Annotated in this window: 15 protein-coding genes, 1 tRNA gene and 1 other RNA gene; 12 read left to right on the top strand and 5 right to left on the bottom strand. The window is 48.5% G+C overall.

Translation table 11 applies throughout. The features are described 5' to 3' along the window. Positions 1-118 precede the first annotated feature (118 nt). Positions 119-1,747, bottom strand: a complete 1,629-nt coding sequence (locus LKE33_11120; GenBank protein ID MCH3951468.1) for an IS1182 family transposase — start codon at positions 1,745-1,747, stop codon at positions 119-121. A 361-nt stretch (positions 1,748-2,108) separates the two neighbouring features. Here LKE33_11120 and ssrS point away from each other — a divergent pair. The 6 genes from ssrS to ftsY all read left to right on the top strand — a co-directional run bounded on the left by ssrS (position 2,109) and on the right by ftsY (position 9,014). Then, positions 2,109-2,292, top strand: a non-coding RNA gene (gene ssrS, locus LKE33_11115) — 6S RNA. Between the two features lie 166 nt (positions 2,293-2,458). Further along, positions 2,459-2,911: a signal peptidase II gene (gene lspA, locus LKE33_11110; protein MCH3951467.1), complete on the top strand. Its 453-nt coding sequence runs from the start codon at positions 2,459-2,461 to the stop codon at positions 2,909-2,911. Beyond that, positions 2,866-3,819, top strand: a complete 954-nt coding sequence (locus LKE33_11105) for an RluA family pseudouridine synthase (protein ID MCH3951466.1) — start codon at positions 2,866-2,868, stop codon at positions 3,817-3,819. The genes lspA and LKE33_11105 overlap by 46 nt, the downstream gene beginning before the upstream one ends. A gap of 111 nt (positions 3,820-3,930) precedes the next feature. Further along, positions 3,931-4,482, top strand: coding sequence for a bifunctional pyr operon transcriptional regulator/uracil phosphoribosyltransferase PyrR (gene pyrR, locus LKE33_11100; GenBank protein MCH3951465.1), 552 nt, complete (start codon positions 3,931-3,933; stop codon positions 4,480-4,482). A gap of 15 nt (positions 4,483-4,497) precedes the next feature. After that, complete coding sequence (smc, locus tag LKE33_11095) at positions 4,498-8,055, top strand: chromosome segregation protein SMC (GenBank protein ID MCH3951464.1); 3,558 nt, start codon at positions 4,498-4,500, stop codon at positions 8,053-8,055. Further along, entirely contained in the window at positions 8,052-9,014 is a 963-nt protein-coding gene (gene ftsY / locus LKE33_11090; protein ID MCH3951463.1) for a signal recognition particle-docking protein FtsY, read from the top strand. The genes smc and ftsY overlap by 4 nt, the downstream gene beginning before the upstream one ends. A 148-nt stretch (positions 9,015-9,162) precedes the next feature. Here the strand turns inward: ftsY and LKE33_11085 are convergent. Together LKE33_11085 and LKE33_11080 are read right to left on the bottom strand one after the other, a co-directional pair. Continuing rightward, positions 9,163-9,239: transfer RNA gene (locus LKE33_11085), tRNA-Pro, on the bottom strand. 100 nt (positions 9,240-9,339) lie between these two features. Next, positions 9,340-11,010, bottom strand: coding sequence for a DUF4127 family protein (locus LKE33_11080; GenBank protein ID MCH3951462.1), 1,671 nt, complete (start codon positions 11,008-11,010; stop codon positions 9,340-9,342). 79 nt (positions 11,011-11,089) lie between these two features. Between LKE33_11080 and rsmD the strand changes: the two genes are divergently transcribed. From rsmD to LKE33_11065, 3 genes are read left to right on the top strand one after another with little or no spacing between them, the layout of a single operon-like run. Further along, positions 11,090-11,641, top strand: a complete 552-nt coding sequence (rsmD, locus tag LKE33_11075; protein MCH3951461.1) for a 16S rRNA (guanine(966)-N(2))-methyltransferase RsmD — start codon at positions 11,090-11,092, stop codon at positions 11,639-11,641. A 55-nt stretch (positions 11,642-11,696) separates the two neighbouring features. Continuing rightward, positions 11,697-12,200: a pantetheine-phosphate adenylyltransferase gene (gene coaD / locus LKE33_11070; GenBank protein MCH3951460.1), complete on the top strand. Its 504-nt coding sequence runs from the start codon at positions 11,697-11,699 to the stop codon at positions 12,198-12,200. Between the two features lie 21 nt (positions 12,201-12,221). Next, complete coding sequence (locus LKE33_11065; protein MCH3951459.1) at positions 12,222-12,788, top strand: hypothetical protein; 567 nt, start codon at positions 12,222-12,224, stop codon at positions 12,786-12,788. A 173-nt stretch (positions 12,789-12,961) separates the two neighbouring features. On the opposite strand, the gene LKE33_11060 is transcribed toward LKE33_11065, so the two are convergent. Together LKE33_11060 and LKE33_11055 are read right to left on the bottom strand one after the other, a co-directional pair. After that, complete coding sequence (locus tag LKE33_11060) at positions 12,962-14,590, bottom strand: IS1182 family transposase (protein ID MCH3951458.1); 1,629 nt, start codon at positions 14,588-14,590, stop codon at positions 12,962-12,964. Between the two features lie 159 nt (positions 14,591-14,749). Then, the gene (locus tag LKE33_11055) at positions 14,750-15,958 is read right to left on the bottom strand and encodes a nucleotidyltransferase family protein (GenBank protein ID MCH3951457.1); all 1,209 of its coding nucleotides are present in this window, start codon (positions 15,956-15,958) and stop codon (positions 14,750-14,752) included. Between the two features lie 311 nt (positions 15,959-16,269). On the opposite strand from LKE33_11055, the gene LKE33_11050 reads away from it, so the two are divergent. Genes LKE33_11050 through rpmF form a run of 3 tightly spaced genes read left to right on the top strand, consistent with a single transcriptional unit; the run spans position 16,270 to position 18,231 of the window. Continuing rightward, positions 16,270-17,469: an acetate kinase gene (locus tag LKE33_11050; protein MCH3951456.1), complete on the top strand. Its 1,200-nt coding sequence runs from the start codon at positions 16,270-16,272 to the stop codon at positions 17,467-17,469. Between the two features lie 51 nt (positions 17,470-17,520). Beyond that, positions 17,521-18,024 carry a DUF177 domain-containing protein gene (locus LKE33_11045; protein MCH3951455.1) on the top strand — a complete coding sequence of 168 codons (504 nt, stop codon included), beginning with the start codon at positions 17,521-17,523 and terminating at the stop codon, positions 18,022-18,024. A 24-nt stretch (positions 18,025-18,048) separates the two neighbouring features. Continuing rightward, positions 18,049-18,231 carry a 50S ribosomal protein L32 gene (gene rpmF / locus LKE33_11040; protein MCH3951454.1) on the top strand — a complete coding sequence of 61 codons (183 nt, stop codon included), beginning with the start codon at positions 18,049-18,051 and terminating at the stop codon, positions 18,229-18,231. Positions 18,232-18,816: the final 585 nt, after the last annotated feature.

Below are 18,816 nucleotides of genomic sequence, written 5' to 3'. Positions count from 1 at the left end.
CTTGCTAAAGACCCCAAATTGCCTTACTTTTTAGTTGAATATGTTTTGAGATGAAAAAAGGGCGCACGAAATTAAGCAACTCTAAGTTGCTTTTTTTCGTGCGCTCTTTTTGTATCTTTTAGGCCTCTTTTTTCAGCGGATATAAGTGCAAATCCTCTTTGCCGTCTTGAACTTTGTGATGGACCTTCAGGACATTCCGTGCCATGGCACATATTCCCACTGTTACCAGGGCATTTCCTTTGCCTCGGGTTTCTAGTCTTCTGACGTTTAATGAATCCTTGAGATCCGCAAAGGCTCCTTCTGCCTGTATACTGCGGTTCATCCTCAGTTCCTTACCATATTCGGAAGTAATGTTCTTCAGGGATTCTGCCCTCAATGCAGCAAAATTCTTCGAGACCACTAATTTCTTGTTTCTTTTCTCCATGGGTGTCCTGCAATTGTTCCCATGGATGCACTGTTCCTTGTAGGGACAACCGCTGCAGTCCTTACATTCGTAATATGTTTTCTCTGACACATATCCTGACCGGTTCTTTACCTGGGTTACTTTACTGACTTTCAGCAGTCTCCTACCTTTACAGATATACATGTCTTGATCAGGCAAATATGTCATGTTTTCTGCTTTGCCGATGTCGTTCTTATACTTTTTCCTCTTGCTTCTTTCATAATTGTTAGGCTTGATATATGAAGTATACTGATTCTTCTTCAGCCAGACCAAGTTCTCTTCGCTTTCATAGCCTGCATCGGCTACAATGTTTGCAAATTTCTGACCGAAGTGGGCTTCAAATCCTTCAAGAAAAGGAATGAGTGTCCGCATATCTGTTGGATGTGCACTCACATCTGCAAACAAGGTAAAACCGGAATTGTTGGCATATTGGACATTGTATCCCGGCTTTAAGGCGCCATTAAGCATGGCGTCTTCTTTCATCCTCATAAAGGTAGCATCCGGGTCTGTTTTGGCAAAGCTGTTCCGTTCCCCACAGATGTGAAGCTGCTTCGTATACACCTTAAGCCGTTTGAGATAGTTAGCTAAAATCTCATAGTACTTCTGTAGAATGGTCTTTCTTTTCCCACATCCGTGAACAAACTCGATCCCTTCAGCCCGCTTTATGACAAGCAGTTTTTTTAGGAGCTTCTTTAAATGACGGATGTGGAAAGTGTTTCCGTAACAGACCTTGATTCCGAAACGTTCCTCGATTTCGGGAACCAGTTGCTCCAGTTTCTCTATGAGTTTGTTCTGGCTGCCTAAGACTCTGTTTTTCCAAACAAATTTGTATTTGTTTGCCACAGATTCAATTTTTGTCCCATCGATGAACAGGCTATCCAGCGTGATGAAACCGCGAGCCAGCAGCCATTTATCCATCTGAATCATGAGCTCCTTGATACATGGTTTTAGATGGAGGGAACAAAATCTTGCAATGGTTGCATTATCCGGAGCTTTTTTCCCATCTAAGAGGAACATGAAATGAGTGTCTCTTTTACAGGATTGCTCTATCTTACGCGAACCACGAATTCCTTCCATACATGCATAAATGACGATCTCCAGCAGCTGAATTGGTGACGTTAATTTATTCTCGACATGAGAATACGTGTCATACAATGCCTTTACATCCATCCCTTCTACCATGGCACGCACCAAGCGAACAGGATCGTCATTAGGGATTTGTACTTCAAAATTTAGAGGAAGAAAAAGTTGATAAGAACTGCCAATTTTTGTATAATCCTTTTGTGTAGGTTTGTTTTTTGGCATATTTAAATTCTACACCAAGGCGCGGTCTCATTCAATGAGGCCGCGCCTTGCTTTTACCTTGTTTTTGATACAAAAGGGGCCGTCGCAAAATGCGACAGCCCCTTTTACGCTGGTCGCCCGTTAGGTTTGGCATTCCTCTCCAGCCTCCTTCCAGGTAGTCGGAAGGATGACCACGAAGTGGTGGAGGATGGCATTGCTCTGCCAAAGGGCAAGCTGACTGCTATCGGCTATCAGCCTGTGAAGAATTATACCCTCTGTTAGATTGGACTCATAACTTTTAACTAAAAACAGCGCCCCACAAGCCCTTTCCCGCATCTCTGTGTTGACATCATCGCTATCTATGATAAAATACAAGTAAAGAGCAACCCTCCGATGTTCGAGAGATATCCCGCATGTTTTGAGCCAACACTCTCTATAAGGGAGCCCGTGTACTCCGGTCGCCGATGATACGCCCTTTCTGGGGGAAATCAGGATGTGGCAGGGAGGGCACCCACCTGCAATTGCAGGTTCAAAACGTGGGATGAATACGGCATTGTAGGGCTCTTTTTTTATGAATTTAAAGGCAAAAGCTGCGTGCTTTTGCCTTTCGTTAGTCTGGTCATGGCTGCTGCGTCATGAAGAGTTTTCCGGTAAACCGGGCTGCGGTTAATGGAAAGCAGCGCGGCCGGCAGCAAGTGTTTTTATCTTACAACGATAGGAAGTGTCCGAACGATGACATACGGAGTCATCATTTTGGCTGTGATTATCCTGGATCGGGTGACAAAATTTCTCCTCCAGCATGCTATGGTGGAAGGAGAAAGCATTCCCATCATTCCGGGCATTTTACACTGCACTTACATTTTAAATCCCGGGGCCGCTTTTGGCCTTTTAGAATATAGAAGAGTCTTTTTTATTGCCATTACGGTGATTGCCATTGCGGCCGTGATCATTTTCAGACGGCGCATCGCGGCGGAAGACCGTTTGACCCAGACGGGGATGGCTTTTTTTATCGGCGGTGCAATTGGCAACTTGATTGACCGCATTCAGACAGGATATGTCATCGATTTCATTGATTTCCGAATCTGGCCGATTTTCAATGTGGCCGATATTTTTATTTGTACAGGAGTGGGGCTGATCTTATGGAGTATGATCAGGAACGAGCAGACGCAGAAAATACAATCATAACGGATCCGGTGCCCGAGGATGGTGCCGGTGACCGCGTCGATAAATACCTGGCGGAAGTGCTTGGCGTGAGCCGGTCCAGTATCGGACATGATGTAGAGCATGGCCTTGTGACGAAAAACGGCAAAGCCGTCAAAGCAAGCTACAAAGTGCGTCCCGGCGACGTTTTTGAGGTAGTGCAGCTGCCGGCAATTCCATTGGAAGCAAAAGCAGAACCGATTCCGATTGACATCCTTTACGAAGATGAGGATGTCATTGTTGTCAATAAGGCCCGCGGCATGGTCGTCCATCCGGGTGCCGGCAATTATACGGGAACGCTGGTCAACGCGCTGCTGTATCACTGCCATGATTTGTCGGGCATTAACGGCGTTGTCCGGCCGGGCATTGTGCACCGTCTGGACAAGGATACCTCAGGTGTGATGATAGCTGCCAAGAACGATGCGGCGCATATTTCCCTGTCCGAACAGATTCGGACGAAGGAAGCCAAGAGGACGTATATCGCCGTTGTGCGCGGCAATATCAAGGAAGATCACGGGCGGATTGAAACGCAGATTGCCCGCGATACCAAGGACCGCAAAAAAATGGCCGTCGTCTTTTCCGGAGGACGCGATGCCATAACGGATTACGAAGTCCTGGAACGTTACGGCAAATTTACCGTGGTGCGCTGTAAGCTCCAGACGGGGCGTACCCATCAGATTCGTGTCCATATGACTTATCTGGGGCATCCCCTCGTGGGTGACCCGAAATACCAGCCGCAGAAGACCTGCTTCAATATTAAGGGACAGGCCCTGCATTCGGAGACACTGACTTTCAGGCATCCGAGAACGGGTGAAATTATGTCCTTTACGGCGCCGCTGCCGCAGGATATGCAGACCATTCTGACCCGCCTCAGAAACGGGCAGTTCAGCTGATTGCCGAATTTTTGATTTTTCTTTATAAAAACTGGTAAAATATAAGCGATTTATGTATTTTTATCTACTGAAGTAACGCAGAAGTGAAAACTTCTGGGAAAGGAGTCCGTCATGACGACTCAGGTAAAAAAGAAGACAATTATGGACGAAGATGCAATGCGCCGCGCGCTGGTGCGTATTTCCCACGAAATCGTGGAACGTAACAAGGGCGTAGAGAAAGTGGCGCTTATCGGGATCCGTACCCGCGGTGTGCCTTTGGCAGAACGCATTTGCAAGGAAATCGAAAAGATTGAAAATGTAAAGGTGCCTATCGGTTCCCTGGATATCACGATGTATCGTGATGACCTTTCCACGCTGGGCTATAACCCGGTGATGAAGGAAACCGATGTGGATTTTGATATTAACGGCAAGACAATCGTACTGGTGGACGACGTGCTCTTTACGGGCCGTACGATTCGCTGCGCCCTTGATGCCCTGATTGACATCGGGCGCCCGAAGGCTATCCAACTGGCTGTCATGGTAGACCGCGGCCACAAGGAACTGCCCATCCGGGCCGACTATGTCGGCAAGAATGTGCCGACAAGTGCCAGCGAATCCGTTGATGTAGCCATTAAGGAACTGGACGGAATCGACGAAGTATCTTTGTCCGATGTGACGGAGTAAAAGGGATGGAATCAGGTGCGGTTAAAGTCATTTGAAGCGCGGGGCTTTAAATCTTTTGCAGATAAAGTCAGCGTCAATTTTGAAAATGGAATTACGGCGATTGTCGGGCCAAACGGCAGCGGCAAGAGCAATATCTCTGATGCCATCCGCTGGGTCATGGGGGAACAGAGCGTCAAGTACCTCCGCGGGACCAAGATGGAAGATGTGATCTTCTCGGGGAGCAGTGCGCGCAAACCGATGGGAATGGCCGATGTCACACTGATTTTTGACAATACGGACCACTCCCTGCCCATGGATTTTGATGAAGTGAGCATCCGCCGCCGCGTCTATCGCAGCGGTGAAAGTGAATATTTTATTAACGGTAAGAACTGCCGCCTGAAGGATATTGTGACTCTTCTTGCCGATACGGGGCTCGGGCGGGGATCCATGTCCATTATCGGGCAGAACAAGATTGATGAAATCTTAAACAGCCGCCCGGAAGAGCGCCGCAGTATCTTTGAAGAAACGGCCGGTATTGCCAAGTACCGCATGCGGAAAAAAGAAGCCCTGCGGAAACTTGATGATACGTCCAATAACCTGCTGCGTATCCACGATATCCGTTCGGAAATCTATGGACAGCTGCAGCCGCTTGAAAGGGCCGCCGAAAAAGCACGCAAATATCGTGAACTGGATGAGTCTTTCAAGTCCGTCAAAATGACACAGCTTGTGCGCCGTATGGAAGGGCTCGATAAGGAGCAGGAAGCCATCGCGGCCCGCCTTGCTCAGTGGCAGGACGAGGAAAATGCCCTGGCAGCCAAAGTCGAGCAGGCGGTCACGGAAAAAGAAACTTTTGAAGCTTCTCTTAATGCGTATAACCAGAAATTCGACAGTTACCAGGAAAGTGTCCGCAAACGCCGTGAAGCATTGACGAACCTGCGCGGGCAGCAGTCTGTTTTTGAGGAACGTGTTACGCAGGGTGAAAAGCAGCTGGCCCAGACGGCCAGAATGAAGGAACGTCTGGAAGGGCAGCTGGCCCAGCAAAAGGAAACGCTGAATCTCCTGACGGAAGCGTACGATAAGCAGGAAAGTCAGTTCAAAGTCATGGAGGAAGCGGTCAAAAAGACCGAATCCGAAAAAGATGCCATGGATGCCACTGTAAAAAGTGAAGAAAAGGAAATCCAGGAGCATCGCAGCCATGCTTTTGAACGAATGCAGCAGCTCGTCAATCTGCGCAACGAACTTCGCAGTGCGGAAGAAGAACAGGAGCATTTGCATCAGCGCCTGGAAAAAATGAAACAGAGCGCCAATGAGGCCGATGAGGAAAAAGCCGGAATCGAAGCCTCCCTGCAGCAGAAGGAAGCCGAATTGACTTCTCTTAAGGGGCGGCAGGAAGATGTGACGCGCCAGGGAACGGCGTTAAAAGAAACTCTGACGGCACTGGCTGCCAAAGGGCAGAAGCAGCGCGAAGCCTATACGCAGCTCAGCCGCAGCCATGAACAGAAAAAGACGCGGTATTCCGTCTTAAGCCATATGGAGCAGGAACACGAAGGCTTCAGCCGCGGCGTCAAGACGGTGCTTTCCGCCAGGGCAGGCTGGCGCAGCCGGATCTGCGGCGTCACGGCGGAACTTATTACGGTACAAAATGAATATATTACGGCCATCGAAACGGCCCTCGGCGGGGCCCTGCAGAACATCATCACGGTTGATGCCGATGCCGCCAAATCAGCCATCCGCTACCTGAAGGAAAAACAGGGCGGACGGGCTACCTTTTTGCCTCTTGATACCCTGCGTCAGCGTTATCTGTCGGCACGGGAAAAAGAAACTCTGAAGATGCCGGGCATCATCGGAACGGCTGCCGAACTCGTTCAGAGTGATGAGTCCATCCGTCCGGCGATTACTTTCCTTCTGGGACAGGTGCTCGTAGCGGACAATCTGGACCATGCTTTTGAGGCAGCGCGCAAGGCCGATATGCGCGTGCGTGTCGTTACTCTCGACGGTGACGTGATTTATCCCGGTGGTTCTCTTTCCGGCGGGCAGAAGCAGCAAAGTAAGAGCTTCCTTTCCAGACGACAGGAAATATCCGCTTTGGAAGTGGAAATCAAAACTTCAGATGCTGAGCTCACAAAGCAGCAGGCTGCACTTGCCGCACTTGAAAAAGAGCAGAAAGAGAAGTCACAGGAACGCGATGACTGCGTAAAGAAATATCAGGAGCTCGCGGTTTCGCTGGCTACTGCCACCCAGCAGCTTGAACAACTCAAAAAAGATGTGTCCCAGACTCAGGAAAAAGTCGATTTGATTGCCGGAGAAAGGGCTGAACTAGCTAAGAAGTTCATGGAAATGAACCAGAAAGTCCTGAAGCTTGCTCCGCAGGTCAAAACGATGGAAGCCCAGGAAGAAAAAGGCAACCAGGATGTGCTGAAGCAGGAAGAGGCTCTCAATAAGCATAGAAATCGTCTGGATGTCCTGAACCGGCAGTACCAGAATGATGTCATTTCCTTTAACTCCATCAAGACGCAGCTCGACTCCCTTTCAGAACGCATTGCGGAGACCGATAAGCAGGGAGAAAAAACGGAAAGCGACATGGCGGCCCAGGAAGCACAGGCTGAGGAAATCAAGGCCATGATTGCTAAAGCCAAGGCGGATCAGAGCGGCCTTGCCGGAAAAATCAAGGACCTGACGCAGGAACTGTCCGGCACGGACCAGGAGACGCAGGCCATGCTTGATAAAAAAGAAGAAATGCAGAAGACCCGTCAGGAACTGGAGCACAAAGCGGCGGTTCTTGCGGAAAAACAGCATTCTCTTGATGAGCGGAAGCACGCTATCGAAATGGATAAAGTGCGGAAGGCTTCCGAAGCGGAAGCTGTGGCGGAGCAGCTGAACGAAACCTATCATATGACGGCGGACGAAGTGCGCGAGCATGGTCTTGCCGAAGGCAGTCTCCCAGAACTGAAAAAACAGGAAATCCTCCTTGGTCAGAAAATCGAGGAATTGGGACCGGTTAACCTGGCAGCCGAGGAAGATTACACGGCAGCTAAGGACCGCTATGAATTCCTGACTAAGCAATATGACGATATGGTCGCTGCCAAGGAGCAGCTCGAAACCGTTATCAGCGGCATCAATTCCGATATGACCAAACGGTTCCGCGAAGCTTTCGACCAGATCAATAAGTACTTCGGAGAATGTTACGAAAAACTTTTTGGCGGCGGAAAGGCACGTCTCGTGATTACGAACGAGCAGAATCTTTTGGAAGCCGGTATCGAAATCGAAGCGCAGCCGCCGGGAAAGAAAATGCGGAATTTGTCGCTCTTTTCGGGCGGAGAGCGGGCACTGACAGTCATTGCCCTGCTGTTTGCCCTGCTGACGTATCAGCCGGCACCGTTTGTCATTCTCGACGAAATAGACGCTCCGCTTGATGAAGCCAATATTGACCGGTTTGCAGAATTCCTGAGAGAATACGGGAAAAAGACCCAGTTCATTATCATCACCCATAGAAAGGGGACAATGGAAGCGGCTGATGTTATGCACGGCGTAACCATGAGTGAAGCCGGCGTCTCCCGGATCTTGTCAGTTAAATTGTCGGAGGTAGCATCATGAGTTTTGTTGATCAGTTGAGGGAAGGACTCTCAAAGACGCGGAAAAACTTTACAGAGCGCATGGAAGATCTCGTCGGAGCCAGCGTAGAACTGGACGATGACTTCATGGATGAGCTGGAAATGATTCTCGTTGCCGGGGATGTAGGTATCAAGACGACGGAAAAAATCATGGCTGCCCTGCGTGATGCCGCCGACCGCCGTGTCATCAAGTCCCCTCAGGAAGCCATTCCTTTTATCAAGAAATATATTTCTGATTTGCTGACGCGCAAGGGACCGCTGATGCATTTTACCGGACATCCGTCCGTTGTGCTCGTTGTCGGCGTCAACGGCGTCGGTAAAACTACAACCATTGGTAAACTCAGTAATTATTACCGGCTCATGGGCTATAAGGTGATTATGGCTGCGGCCGATACGTTCCGTGCCGGCGCCGTAGAGCAGCTGAAGATCTGGGGCCAGAAAGCCCAGGTCGATGTCATTTCCCATGGGGAAGAAGGCGCTGATCCTGCTGCTGTCGTGTATGACGGTGTGCAGGCTGCTATTGCCCGCAATGCAGATGTTCTCTTTGTCGATACGGCAGGGCGGCTCCATAACAAGACCAACCTCATGAAGGAACTCGAAAAAATCTACCGTGTCATTCGCAAGGAAATTCCGGACGGGCCGCATGAAACTCTGCTCGTTCTCGATGCAACGACCGGACAGAATGCCATTAATCAAGCCAAGATTTTCCTGGATACGGCGCACGTGACCGGTGTCGTCCTGACTAAACTTGACGGGACGGCCAAAGGCGGCGTCGTCGTAGCCATTAAGGAAGAACTCGGTCTCGATGTCAAATGGATTGGTATCGGTGAAGGCATGATGGATTTCAGACCTTTTGATCCGAAGGCCTTCGTGGATGCCCTGTTTGACCGGGGAGACGAGAGTAAGGACGAAAATAAAGAAGATAGTAAAAAAGAAGAATAATGTGGGATAAACAAAGAGACGGTTCCTTATCGGCGTACAGCAGACAAGGAACCGTCTCTTTGTTTATCTGTTTGGGAAATGAATTTAGAACATAAAAAAGCACTGTGAATTGCTTCACAGTGCTTTTGCAATGACCATCCAAATCAGATGGTCGGGACGACAGGATTCGAACCTGCGGCCTCCTAGTCCCGAACCAGGCGCGCTACCAAACTGCGCTACGTCCCGAACACGTCCTCTAGTATACATCAGGGGGATTGAGAAGTCAAGTAAAAATCCCGTGATATTTTAGCGGAAGCTCCTGTGTTTCCACTGTGACTGCCATAGCTTATGAGTTATTCACCCTGCTTTTTGCAAAATGCGGGTAGAGTTTCAGATCGATTTCAAAGGCGCGTTCCCACGGGAAGGCAACAGTGAAATCAATGTCATTGACGTAGTAAGCGATGCCGTCTTGCTCGTAATAGGGATGGCGCCGCATGGCAAGGGTCAGCAGCGTCTTGTAGACTGCAAGATGACGAGCCGTGTAGGCCGTGGCCTGTGGCAGTGAGTATTCGCTGACGGGCGGATTGGCACCGTTTATGGATGCCAGGGACGACAGGTGCGGCCGGATCATTTTTTGATAAGCCCAGTCATCAAGGAAGCGCGCCATATTAAAAGTTACGTTTCTGGCATAAAGGTCGGGCAGCGCTTCCTTTGGTAAAAAGAGTGCCTGACCCGTTACAATCGTCGCCTGCGCTACAGCCGTGCCCACGGAGTTTGAAGCTGTATTCCAGCCGGCGTAGGCAATGAGACGGCCGAAGGGAGTCCCGTTTGCCGCAAGGTGGGGCAGCAGACATTCTCCCGCAGCAAAGTGTTTTGACATATCGACCAGGGCGACCGGCTTTTGCTCCATCAGGGATTTGACTTCGTCTGCGGCCGCCGAAGCATTATCAGTGTCTTTGTTGCCGCAGTACAGGTATAAAATGAAGTCGGCGTCTTTTGTGTTTTCCGTTGTGATCCCGTTGGCGAGGTGAATCTTTTCCAAGGCAATCTGTTCAAGCGTCAAGGGCACAAAAGGCAGGGTATAATCCTTCATCGCAGGTGTACCGTACATAATCTTGATACGGGGCTGCCAGGCTTTCTTTCTTGTATAGATACGAGCAGCGGCCAGCGTACCCAGTTCATCGGCACCCTGTGACGTGTAAATCGGTGGATGCGTTTCGTGGTGCGCCACATAATGGGGAATATTGGTCCGGTTGTAGTTGGGCAGTCCGTAGGGGTGCGCATCATCCTGGCCGATGACCAGATCGTTCATGCCTTCTTCAGAAACAAACTGAATTAATTCTTCGTTGAATAAGTCGTTGCTGCGGTACAGCATGAGATACTTCCATTTGAGTTCCATGGGAATCTCTGCCTTGACTCTCTCATAGAGTTCTTCGTCGTAAGGCAGGCCGCGGATTTTTTTATCCATGTTGATAACCCATGTCATGAGATGCCACTGGTACCAGCGGTCAGGAATAATCTGATCGTTGATGAGGAGGCGCGGAATGACCGTGAACAGATAAAATTGCTTATCCGGGTTTTCTTCGCGGAGCTTACTCATATAGTTGAAGAAAGAACCGGAAAGTTCCTGCGTCATAGCAACCTGCCGGGAGTGCAGCAGTCCCCCGAAGATAAGAAGATCCGTCGATAGCAGGGCACCTTCCTTATTTTCCATATGGGTCGTAAGCCAGGAACGGACGGCAGCCGTATCTGCCGGATTTTCATACCAGTCCATAATGGCGGGTTCCGGCGTTTCCATAAAAAGCCCGCCCAGTGCGGCAAGTTCGACCGTAAAGTCCCGGCACGGCGGCCGGTTATCCAGGGGGACAAAGGCCCATGAACCGTTCGGCGGCAGAGGAGAAGGCGAAAAAATAACGCCTTTCGGAGCAAATGTATGGTACAATACACATGCTGCGGAAAAGACGGCGGCACCGAAAACAATAAGCTTGCGATGCGGCTTCAGTGTCTGCAGGTTCACGGGGTGTCCTCCTTTCCGTATCTATCATGATATGTTTTTAATTATAAACGATTTTTCAGAGATTGGGAGTAAAAATCCGATGAGAATTATTACAGGCCGTGCCAGAGGACTTAAACTGACGCCGCCTAAGAATTATGATGTACGTCCGACAGCGGACCGCGTCAAGGAAGCGCTCTTTAATATCATCCGTGACTACGTGCCGGGCGCGGTGGTGCTGGACGCGTTTGCGGGGACGGGCAATCTTGCATTGGAAGCCTGGAGCCGCGGTGCTAAAAAGATTATTCTTTTTGATAAAAGCAATGAAAGCCTGCGCCTTGTGCGGACGAACGTGAAGAAAGCACGGGCCGAAGAGGCTGCGGACATCCGTCATACGGATGCCATTGCCGGTATTGCTAAGGCTGCGGCCCGGGGCGAGACATTTGATCTTATTTTTTCCGATCCGCCTTATGACAAAGGGCTCAATCAAAAACTTTATGAAGCGCTTTGTGAGCACCCGATTCTGCGCAGCGGCGGTATACTTGTGCTCGAACATTCCCTTAATGAAGACCCGGCATCCTATGTGAAACCGGGTACGCAAATTCGTACTGAGAAGTACGGTGATACAAAAATCTCGTTAATCATGTGGAAATAGGTTTTGTTTTCTGCTATAATGAGACGTAGAATTCTGCCTTGATGGAGGGTCTGACGTGCGAAAAGCTGTTTGTCCCGGGAGTTTTGATCCCGTTACGTTGGGACATCTGGACATTTTTGAACGGGCCAGTGTCATGTTCGACGAAGTAATAGTTAGCGTGTTTGTGAATCCGACAAAGGACAAGGCCATGTTTTCCATGGAAGAGCGGGTCAACTTGATTAAAAAAGCGACCGCGCATATTCCGAATCTTGTCGTCACCAGTTTTTCGGGACTGTTGAACGAGTTCTGCCGCGAGCAGGGTGCTAAATTCATTGTCCGCGGATTAAGGGCTTTTACAGATTTTGAATACGAATTCCAGCGGGCTTTGCTGATGAAGAAAATCGACAAAGAGTTGGAAACCGTTTTCATCATGACGGATGAAAGGTATTCTTATCTGAGTTCTTCCGGAGTAAGAGAAATGCTCTACTTCGGGGGAGATATTACGGGGTTTGTCCCGGAATGCATCCAAAAAGACATCATGGAGCGGAGTGCCCAGATTATGGCACGTCCCAAAAAATAAAGGGAAGGATAGATGAGAGGTATGGATAGAGATATGGAAATAGAAAAGTATCTGGATGAAATGGAGAATGTGCTGGCAGATGGAATGAGAATTCCTCTTCTCAATAAGCTGATTGTAGATGAAAATGAGCTTCATATCATCATTGAAAAGCTGAGAGGGGCTGTGCCTCTGGAAATCAAGAGAGCTCATGAGCTCCTGGATGAACAGAACGAGACCCTGAAGAAGGCCCGTGCTGAAGCTGATAAAATTGTGGAACAGGCCCATGCCGAAGGTGACCGGATCATTGACCTGGCCAAGGCTGAAGCAGACCGTCTGGTGCGGCAGGAAGAAGTTGTGAAGGCTGCCGAACAGAAGGCTTCCGAGATTGTTTCCGATACGCAGCAATACGACCGCGATATGCGCGCTGCTGCTGATGCATATGCCGATAAGCTGCACAGCGAATCCATGAAGTACGCTATGGAAGTATTCAGCTATCTGGAAGATAATCTGACGAAGACTCTGAATGCCATCAAGGAAAACGGTGATGCACTTCGTAACTCCTATGATGAGGATCAGCGCCTGGAAAAAGGTTCCGAAGAAAATAAGTAATTTGAAAATGTACAAGGGGCTGTCGCAAGTGACCGATTTTTAATCCCTGAAATAACTTGCTAAAGACCCCAAATTGCCTTACTTTTTAGTTGAATATGTTTTGAGATGAAAAAAGGGCGCACGAAATTAAGCAACTCTAAGTTGCTTTTTTTCGTGCGCTCTTTTTGTATCTTTTAGGCCTCTTTTTTCAGCGGATATAAGTGCAAATCCTCTTTGCCGTCTTGAACTTTGTGATGGACCTTCAGGACATTCCGTGCCATGGCACATATTCCCACTGTTACCAGGGCATTTCCTTTGCCTCGGGTTTCTAGTCTTCTGACGTTTAATGAATCCTTGAGATCCGCAAAGGCTCCTTCTGCCTGTATACTGCGGTTCATCCTCAGTTCCTTACCATATTCGGAAGTAATGTTCTTCAGGGATTCTGCCCTCAATGCAGCAAAATTCTTCGAGACCACTAATTTCTTGTTTCTTTTCTCCATGGGTGTCCTGCAATTGTTCCCATGGATGCACTGTTCCTTGTAGGGACAACCGCTGCAGTCCTTACATTCGTAATATGTTTTCTCTGACACATATCCTGACCGGTTCTTTACCTGGGTTACTTTGCTGACTTTCAGCAGTCTCCTACCTTTACAGATATACATGTCTTGCTCAGGCAAATATGTCATGTTTTCTGCTTTGCCGATGTCGTTCTTATACTTTTTCCTCTTGCTTCTTTCATAATTGTTAGGCTTGATATATGAAGTATACTGATTCTTCTTCAGCCAGACCAAGTTCTCTTCGCTTTCATAGCCTGCATCGGCTACAATGTTTGCAAATTTCTGACCGAAGTGGGCTTCAAATCCTTCAAGAAAAGGAATGAGTGTCCGCATATCTGTGGGATGCGCACTCACATCTGCAAACAAGGTAAAACCGGAATTGTTTGCATATTGGACATTGTATCCCGGCTTTAAGGCGCCATTAAGCATGGCGTCTTCTTTCATCCTCATAAAGGTAGCATCCGGGTCTGTTTTGGCAAAGCTGTTCCGTTCCCCACAGATATGAAGCTGCTTCGTATACACCTTAAGCCGTTTGAGATAGTTAGCTAAAATCTCATAGTACTTCTGTAGAATGGTCTTTCTTTTCCCACATCCGTGAACAAACTCGATCCCTTCAGCCCGCTTTATGACAAGCAGTTTTTTTAGGAGCTTCTTTAAATGACGGATGTGGAAAGTGTTTCCGTAACAGACCTTGATCCCGAAACGTTCCTCGATTTCGGGAACCAGTTGCTCCAGTTTCTCTATGAGTTTGTTCTGGCTGCCTAAGACTCTGTTTTTCCAAACAAATTTGTATTTGTTTGCCACAGATTCAATTTTTGTCCCATCGATGAACAGGCTATCCAGCGTGATGAAACCGCGAGCCAGCAGCCATTTATCCATCTGAATCATGAGCTCCTTGATACATGGTTTTAGATGGAGGGAACAAAATCTTGCAATGGTTGCATTATCCGGAGCTTTTTTCCCATCTAAGAGGAACATGAAATGAGTGTCTCTTTTACAGGATTGCTCTATCTTACGCGAACCACGAATTCCTTCCATACATGCATAAATGACGATTTCCAGCAGCTGAATTGGTGACGTTAATTTATTCTCGACATGAGAATACGTGTCATACAATGCCTTTACATCCATCCCTTCTACCATGGCACGCACCAAGCGAACAGGATCGTCATTAGGGATTTGTACTTCAAAATTTAGAGGAAGAAAAAGTTGATAAGAACTGCCAATTTTTGTATAATCCTTTTGTGTAGGTTTCTTTTTTTGCATATTTAAATTCTACACCAAGGCGCGGTCTCATTCAATGAGGCCGCGCCTTGCTTTTACCTTGTTTTTGATACAAAAGGGGCCGTCGCAAAATGCGACAGCCCCTTTTGTGTGTAAATATTGAACTTGTAGAGTCATAAAACCCTTAAGGCTGTTTCAAGGTTAACCCTTTACCGGCGCCATCTTATAATCCAGATCAGAAATTTTTTCCTGCGTGATGAGTTCATAGAGGTTCGTGGCCCGGATATCTAGCTGCAGCAGTTTCCGCCCGCGCTCGGAAAGGTTTGCCATCGTATCCTTTTCAACATTTGTAAGAATCGGAAGGGCTGCCGTATCTTTCATTTCCGCAAGCAGCTTCCGTCCCGTGTCATTGAATCCAAGTACACGGATGTAGGCCGGTTTCAGGCGCTTTGTTTCCGCAAAGGAAACTTCACTGTTGGAGAGCATGACCTGCCACAAGAGACGGCGCAGACGAGACTTGGAATAACGCTTCGTCGTGCAGGCCGCAACAATTTTCTCAAAGCTGCCGGCCCTTTTGTTTTTGTAGAGAAGGTTTTCCAATCCTTCCGAAACATCTGCCTGAGAGGCAATCTTACCGGCACTCGAGAGTTCCAGACGATAGAGCAGCAGTTCATTCAGCAAATTATCTTTGACGCGCGTAAAGCGGGCTGCAAGTTCATGCAGCAGTTGTTGTTCTTCTTTTGTAAATCCATCGAGGAACGCCTGGGAAAATCCATGCTCTTTTAATTCGGCACGCAGAGCGGAAGCACTTGGCAGTTCTTTCTCAAGTTTGGAGTCACTGTAGGAAGCACCGCTGCGCTGCACTGCAATTACGTGCAGGGCAGGATATTCTTTATTGAGCGTCCGGAGATATTCCAGGGCCAGCTGGTTGTTGGACCCTTCCAGCAATTTTTTATAGGCCGGATTGCGGCGCTTCAGGATGGCACGCGCAGCCTGGGCGTAGGAATGACCATCCGACAAAGCACCCTGCCATTCTTCCGGGGAAATTTTTTCATTGGCTAGTTGTTTCAAAAGACCGTAGTTTTCCGTTTCGCAGCCAAAAGAGAGGTGGGTGACAAGTCCGGTTGCTGCCAGCGTTTCAACGCCGCCGCGGGCAAAATATTCAGCACTGCGGCAGGCAAAGGAGACAGGCAGTTCGAGCACCAGATCGACCCCGCCGGCAAGCGCCAGGGAAGCACGGGCCCATTTATCCCACAGAGCCGCTTCTCCGCGCTGCGTGAGGGAACCGCTCATCACGGCAATTACAGGAACAGCACCGAGTTCTTTCTTGATTTCTGCAAGCTGGTGGGCATGACCCTTATGAAAAGGATTATACTCAGCCACAATTCCGACAACGGGTGTAGTAGTCATAGCTCCTCCTTATTATGTACATTGTTGTCTCTATTATACCATGGAGTAAAGAAAAATGCCGCCGGCCGTACTTTTAGGAAGCAAGGCGACAAGCGTTTTGCAGCAATAGAAATAAACTGTCCGTTATAATCTTTATCAAAATTCCGCCGAAGAGGGCGCCGGCACATCTGTATTAACCACTCACTAACCACTGTTTTACTCATATATTCGCTGATTCTAGACAATTAAGGCATGATTTGCTAAAATGAAAAGGTATGATTCCATATCAAGATTAAAAACTGGCTTTATACCAGCAAAAAATTGGGAGGCAAATAATGAAGATCTTTGTTGTTAACTGTGGCAGTTCTTCCATTAAGTATCAGCTGATCAACATGGAAGACGAATCCGTCATCGCAAAAGGTCTGGTAGAAAGAATTGGTATCGAAGGTTCCTGCCTGACCCACAGACCTGCCGGCAAGGACAAGGTTGTACTGCCGAGTGTTATTCCTGATCATGTAGATGGTATCAAAAAGGTACTGGCTGCACTCGTTGATCCGAACTATGGCGTTATCAAATCCATGGATGAAATTGACGCTGTCGGCCACAGAGTCGTACATGGCGGCGAAATCTTCGACAAGTCCGTTCTGATTACGGAAGATGTCCTGAAGAAGATTGAAAGCCTGAGCGATATGGCTCCGCTGCATCAACCGCCTAATGTTGCTGGTATCAGAGCTTGCCAGAAACTGATGCCGAATACTCCGCAAGTCGGCGTTTTCGACACTGCTTTCCATCAAACCATGCCTCCTGTGGCTTACATGTTTGGTGTAAAGTATGACGAATACAAGAAGTATGGCATCCGTAAATACGGCTTCCATGGTACTTCTCATCGTTATGTTTCCGAATATGCTGCTAAGCTCCTGGGTAAACCGGTTGCTGAAAGCCGTATCATCACCTGCCATCTGGGCAACGGTTCTTCCATCACCGCTGTCAAGGGCGGCAAGTCTGTAGATACTTCCATGGGCTTCACTCCGCTGGATGGTGTTCTGATGGGCACCCGCTGCGGTTCCATTGACCCGGCTATCGTTCCTATTCTGATGGATAAACTGGGCCTGGATGCTGCCGGTATGGACAAGTACATGAACAAGGAATGCGGCGTTCTTGGTATTTCCGGCGTTTCCAGTGACTTCCGTGACCTCGAAGCAGCTGCAGAAAAAGGCGACAAGCGCTCTCAGCTGGCTCTGGATATGTTCTGCTATCAGGTAAAGCGTTACATCGGCGCTTATGCTGCCGCTATGGGTGGTGTAGATGCTATCGTCTTCACTGCCGGTGTCGGCGAAAACGATATCGGAACCCGTGCTAAGATCTGCTCCGGCCTGGAATTCCTCGGTGTAGAACTGGATCCTGAACGCAACAATGTCCGCGGCAAAGTTACCGAAATCAGCAAAGCTGATTCCAAGGTTAAGGTATATCTGATTCCGACCAACGAAGAATTGGTGATTGCCCGCGACACCAACATGCTTTGCGGAAAGTAATTTCTTGACAAAGGATGGACACACCGTTATAATGTAACGGTTGATATTATTATGATTAAGATCAATGTAGCAGAAATCAAGAAACAACTTATCGGGTCTGCTTCCTATCATTATGACTTGGAAGCAGGGGATTTGGATCTTCAGAAGGAAGACGTTGAACTTGACGGGCCTGTGTCCGCTGACTTTACGCTTTCCAACGGGGGAGACATGATTCTTCTGGAGGGTAAGCTGCAGTTCCGCGTGAAGACGCAGTGTGCGCGGTGTCTCAAGGACATTGTGCTGAATCTGACGGCAGACCTTGACGAACGGTATTATCCCGAAGGGACGGAAGGCCTGGAGGAAGATGCCATGACCTATAAGTTTGATATGGTTGATGTTACGGATGCTTTGAGGGAGTCCCTTCTGCTTTCTGTTCCTGCACGAGCACTGTGCAAACCGGACTGTAAGGGTATCTGTCCGGTCTGTGGAGCCGACAGAAACGTGACGCCGTGTCATTGTGAAACGAGATCCATTGATCCTAGATTACAGGCTCTCGAGGCATTGCTCAAGAAATAGGTTGAGTGTAGGAGGTGTACAACAATGGCAGTACCAAAGAGAAAGATGTCTAAAGCTCGCCGCGATTCCCGTCGCGCTAATTGGAAACTGACTGCTCCTGGCTTGGTTGAATGTCCGCAATGCCACGAGCTGATGCGTCCGCACCATGTATGCCCTGAATGTGGGTATTACGATGGCAAGGAAGTTGTCAAGACCGAAGAGGAATAAGTCTATGAATAAAAGAGCGTACCGTCGATTGGCGGTACGCTTTTTTTATTAAAAGCAAACCGACGAAGGAGGTTTGCTTATCCTCTGCCACCTCCTTCCACGCAGTCGGAAGGAAGGACCACGCAGTGGGGGAGGAAAGCTTTCTTGGTAGGCCAAGCCAAAGCTTGGCCATCCTGAAACCGACGAAGGAGGTTTGCTTATCTTCTACAACCTCCTTTCACGCCACGCAGTGGCTTTGAAAAGGAGAACCACGAAGTGGTGGAGGATGGAAATCCGGTTATCACTACGGCGAAAAAGAGCACGCAATCTCCTTCCACGAAGTCGGAAAAAGAAATAACCACAGAGGGGGGGAGAAAAACTATTAATTAATCCGCTGGCCGTAGATTGCCACTGAGAGCAGCGATATTGACAAAACATGTTCTTAAATTCGACTAACCTGCAAAAGCGGTTTATAATTCTCATTTTATTCCCGACAGAAGTCGGATTGCGCTGCTGCAGGTCAGAAGTGAAGCCGTCCGCAGCTTCATGGCTTCATTGCATCATTGCGTTACAGAGGCCCTGTCTGTACTACGGCATTAGTCACCA

The sequence above is a fragment of the Acidaminococcus sp. genome, assembly GCA_022482815.1.
In the GTDB taxonomy this organism is placed as follows: Bacteria; Bacillota; Negativicutes; order Acidaminococcales; family Acidaminococcaceae; genus Acidaminococcus.
The sequence above is the reverse complement of the archived record's forward strand: the minus strand, read 5'-3'. Positions and strand labels throughout refer to the sequence as shown.

What these genes read in the sequence shown, in the direction of transcription:
- lspA (MCH3951467.1), top strand. Translation starts at nt 2,459, where the DNA reads ATGACATACGGAGTCATCATTTTGGCTGTGATTATCCTGGATCGGGTG.
- LKE33_11065 (MCH3951459.1), top strand. Translation starts at nt 12,222, where the DNA reads ATGGATAGAGATATGGAAATAGAAAAGTATCTGGATGAAATGGAGAAT.
- LKE33_11060 (MCH3951458.1), bottom strand. Translation starts at nt 14,590, where the DNA reads ATGCAAAAAAAGAAACCTACACAAAAGGATTATACAAAAATTGGCAGT.
- ftsY (MCH3951463.1), top strand. Translation starts at nt 8,052, where the DNA reads ATGAGTTTTGTTGATCAGTTGAGGGAAGGACTCTCAAAGACGCGGAAA.
- LKE33_11120 (MCH3951468.1), bottom strand. Translation starts at nt 1,747, where the DNA reads ATGCCAAAAAACAAACCTACACAAAAGGATTATACAAAAATTGGCAGT.
- LKE33_11045 (MCH3951455.1), top strand. Translation starts at nt 17,521, where the DNA reads ATGATTAAGATCAATGTAGCAGAAATCAAGAAACAACTTATCGGGTCT.
- pyrR (MCH3951465.1), top strand. Translation starts at nt 3,931, where the DNA reads ATGACGACTCAGGTAAAAAAGAAGACAATTATGGACGAAGATGCAATG.
- LKE33_11105 (MCH3951466.1), top strand. Translation starts at nt 2,866, where the DNA reads ATGGAGTATGATCAGGAACGAGCAGACGCAGAAAATACAATCATAACG.
- rsmD (MCH3951461.1), top strand. Translation starts at nt 11,090, where the DNA reads ATGAGAATTATTACAGGCCGTGCCAGAGGACTTAAACTGACGCCGCCT.
- LKE33_11055 (MCH3951457.1), bottom strand. Translation starts at nt 15,958, where the DNA reads ATGACTACTACACCCGTTGTCGGAATTGTGGCTGAGTATAATCCTTTT.
- rpmF (MCH3951454.1), top strand. Translation starts at nt 18,049, where the DNA reads ATGGCAGTACCAAAGAGAAAGATGTCTAAAGCTCGCCGCGATTCCCGT.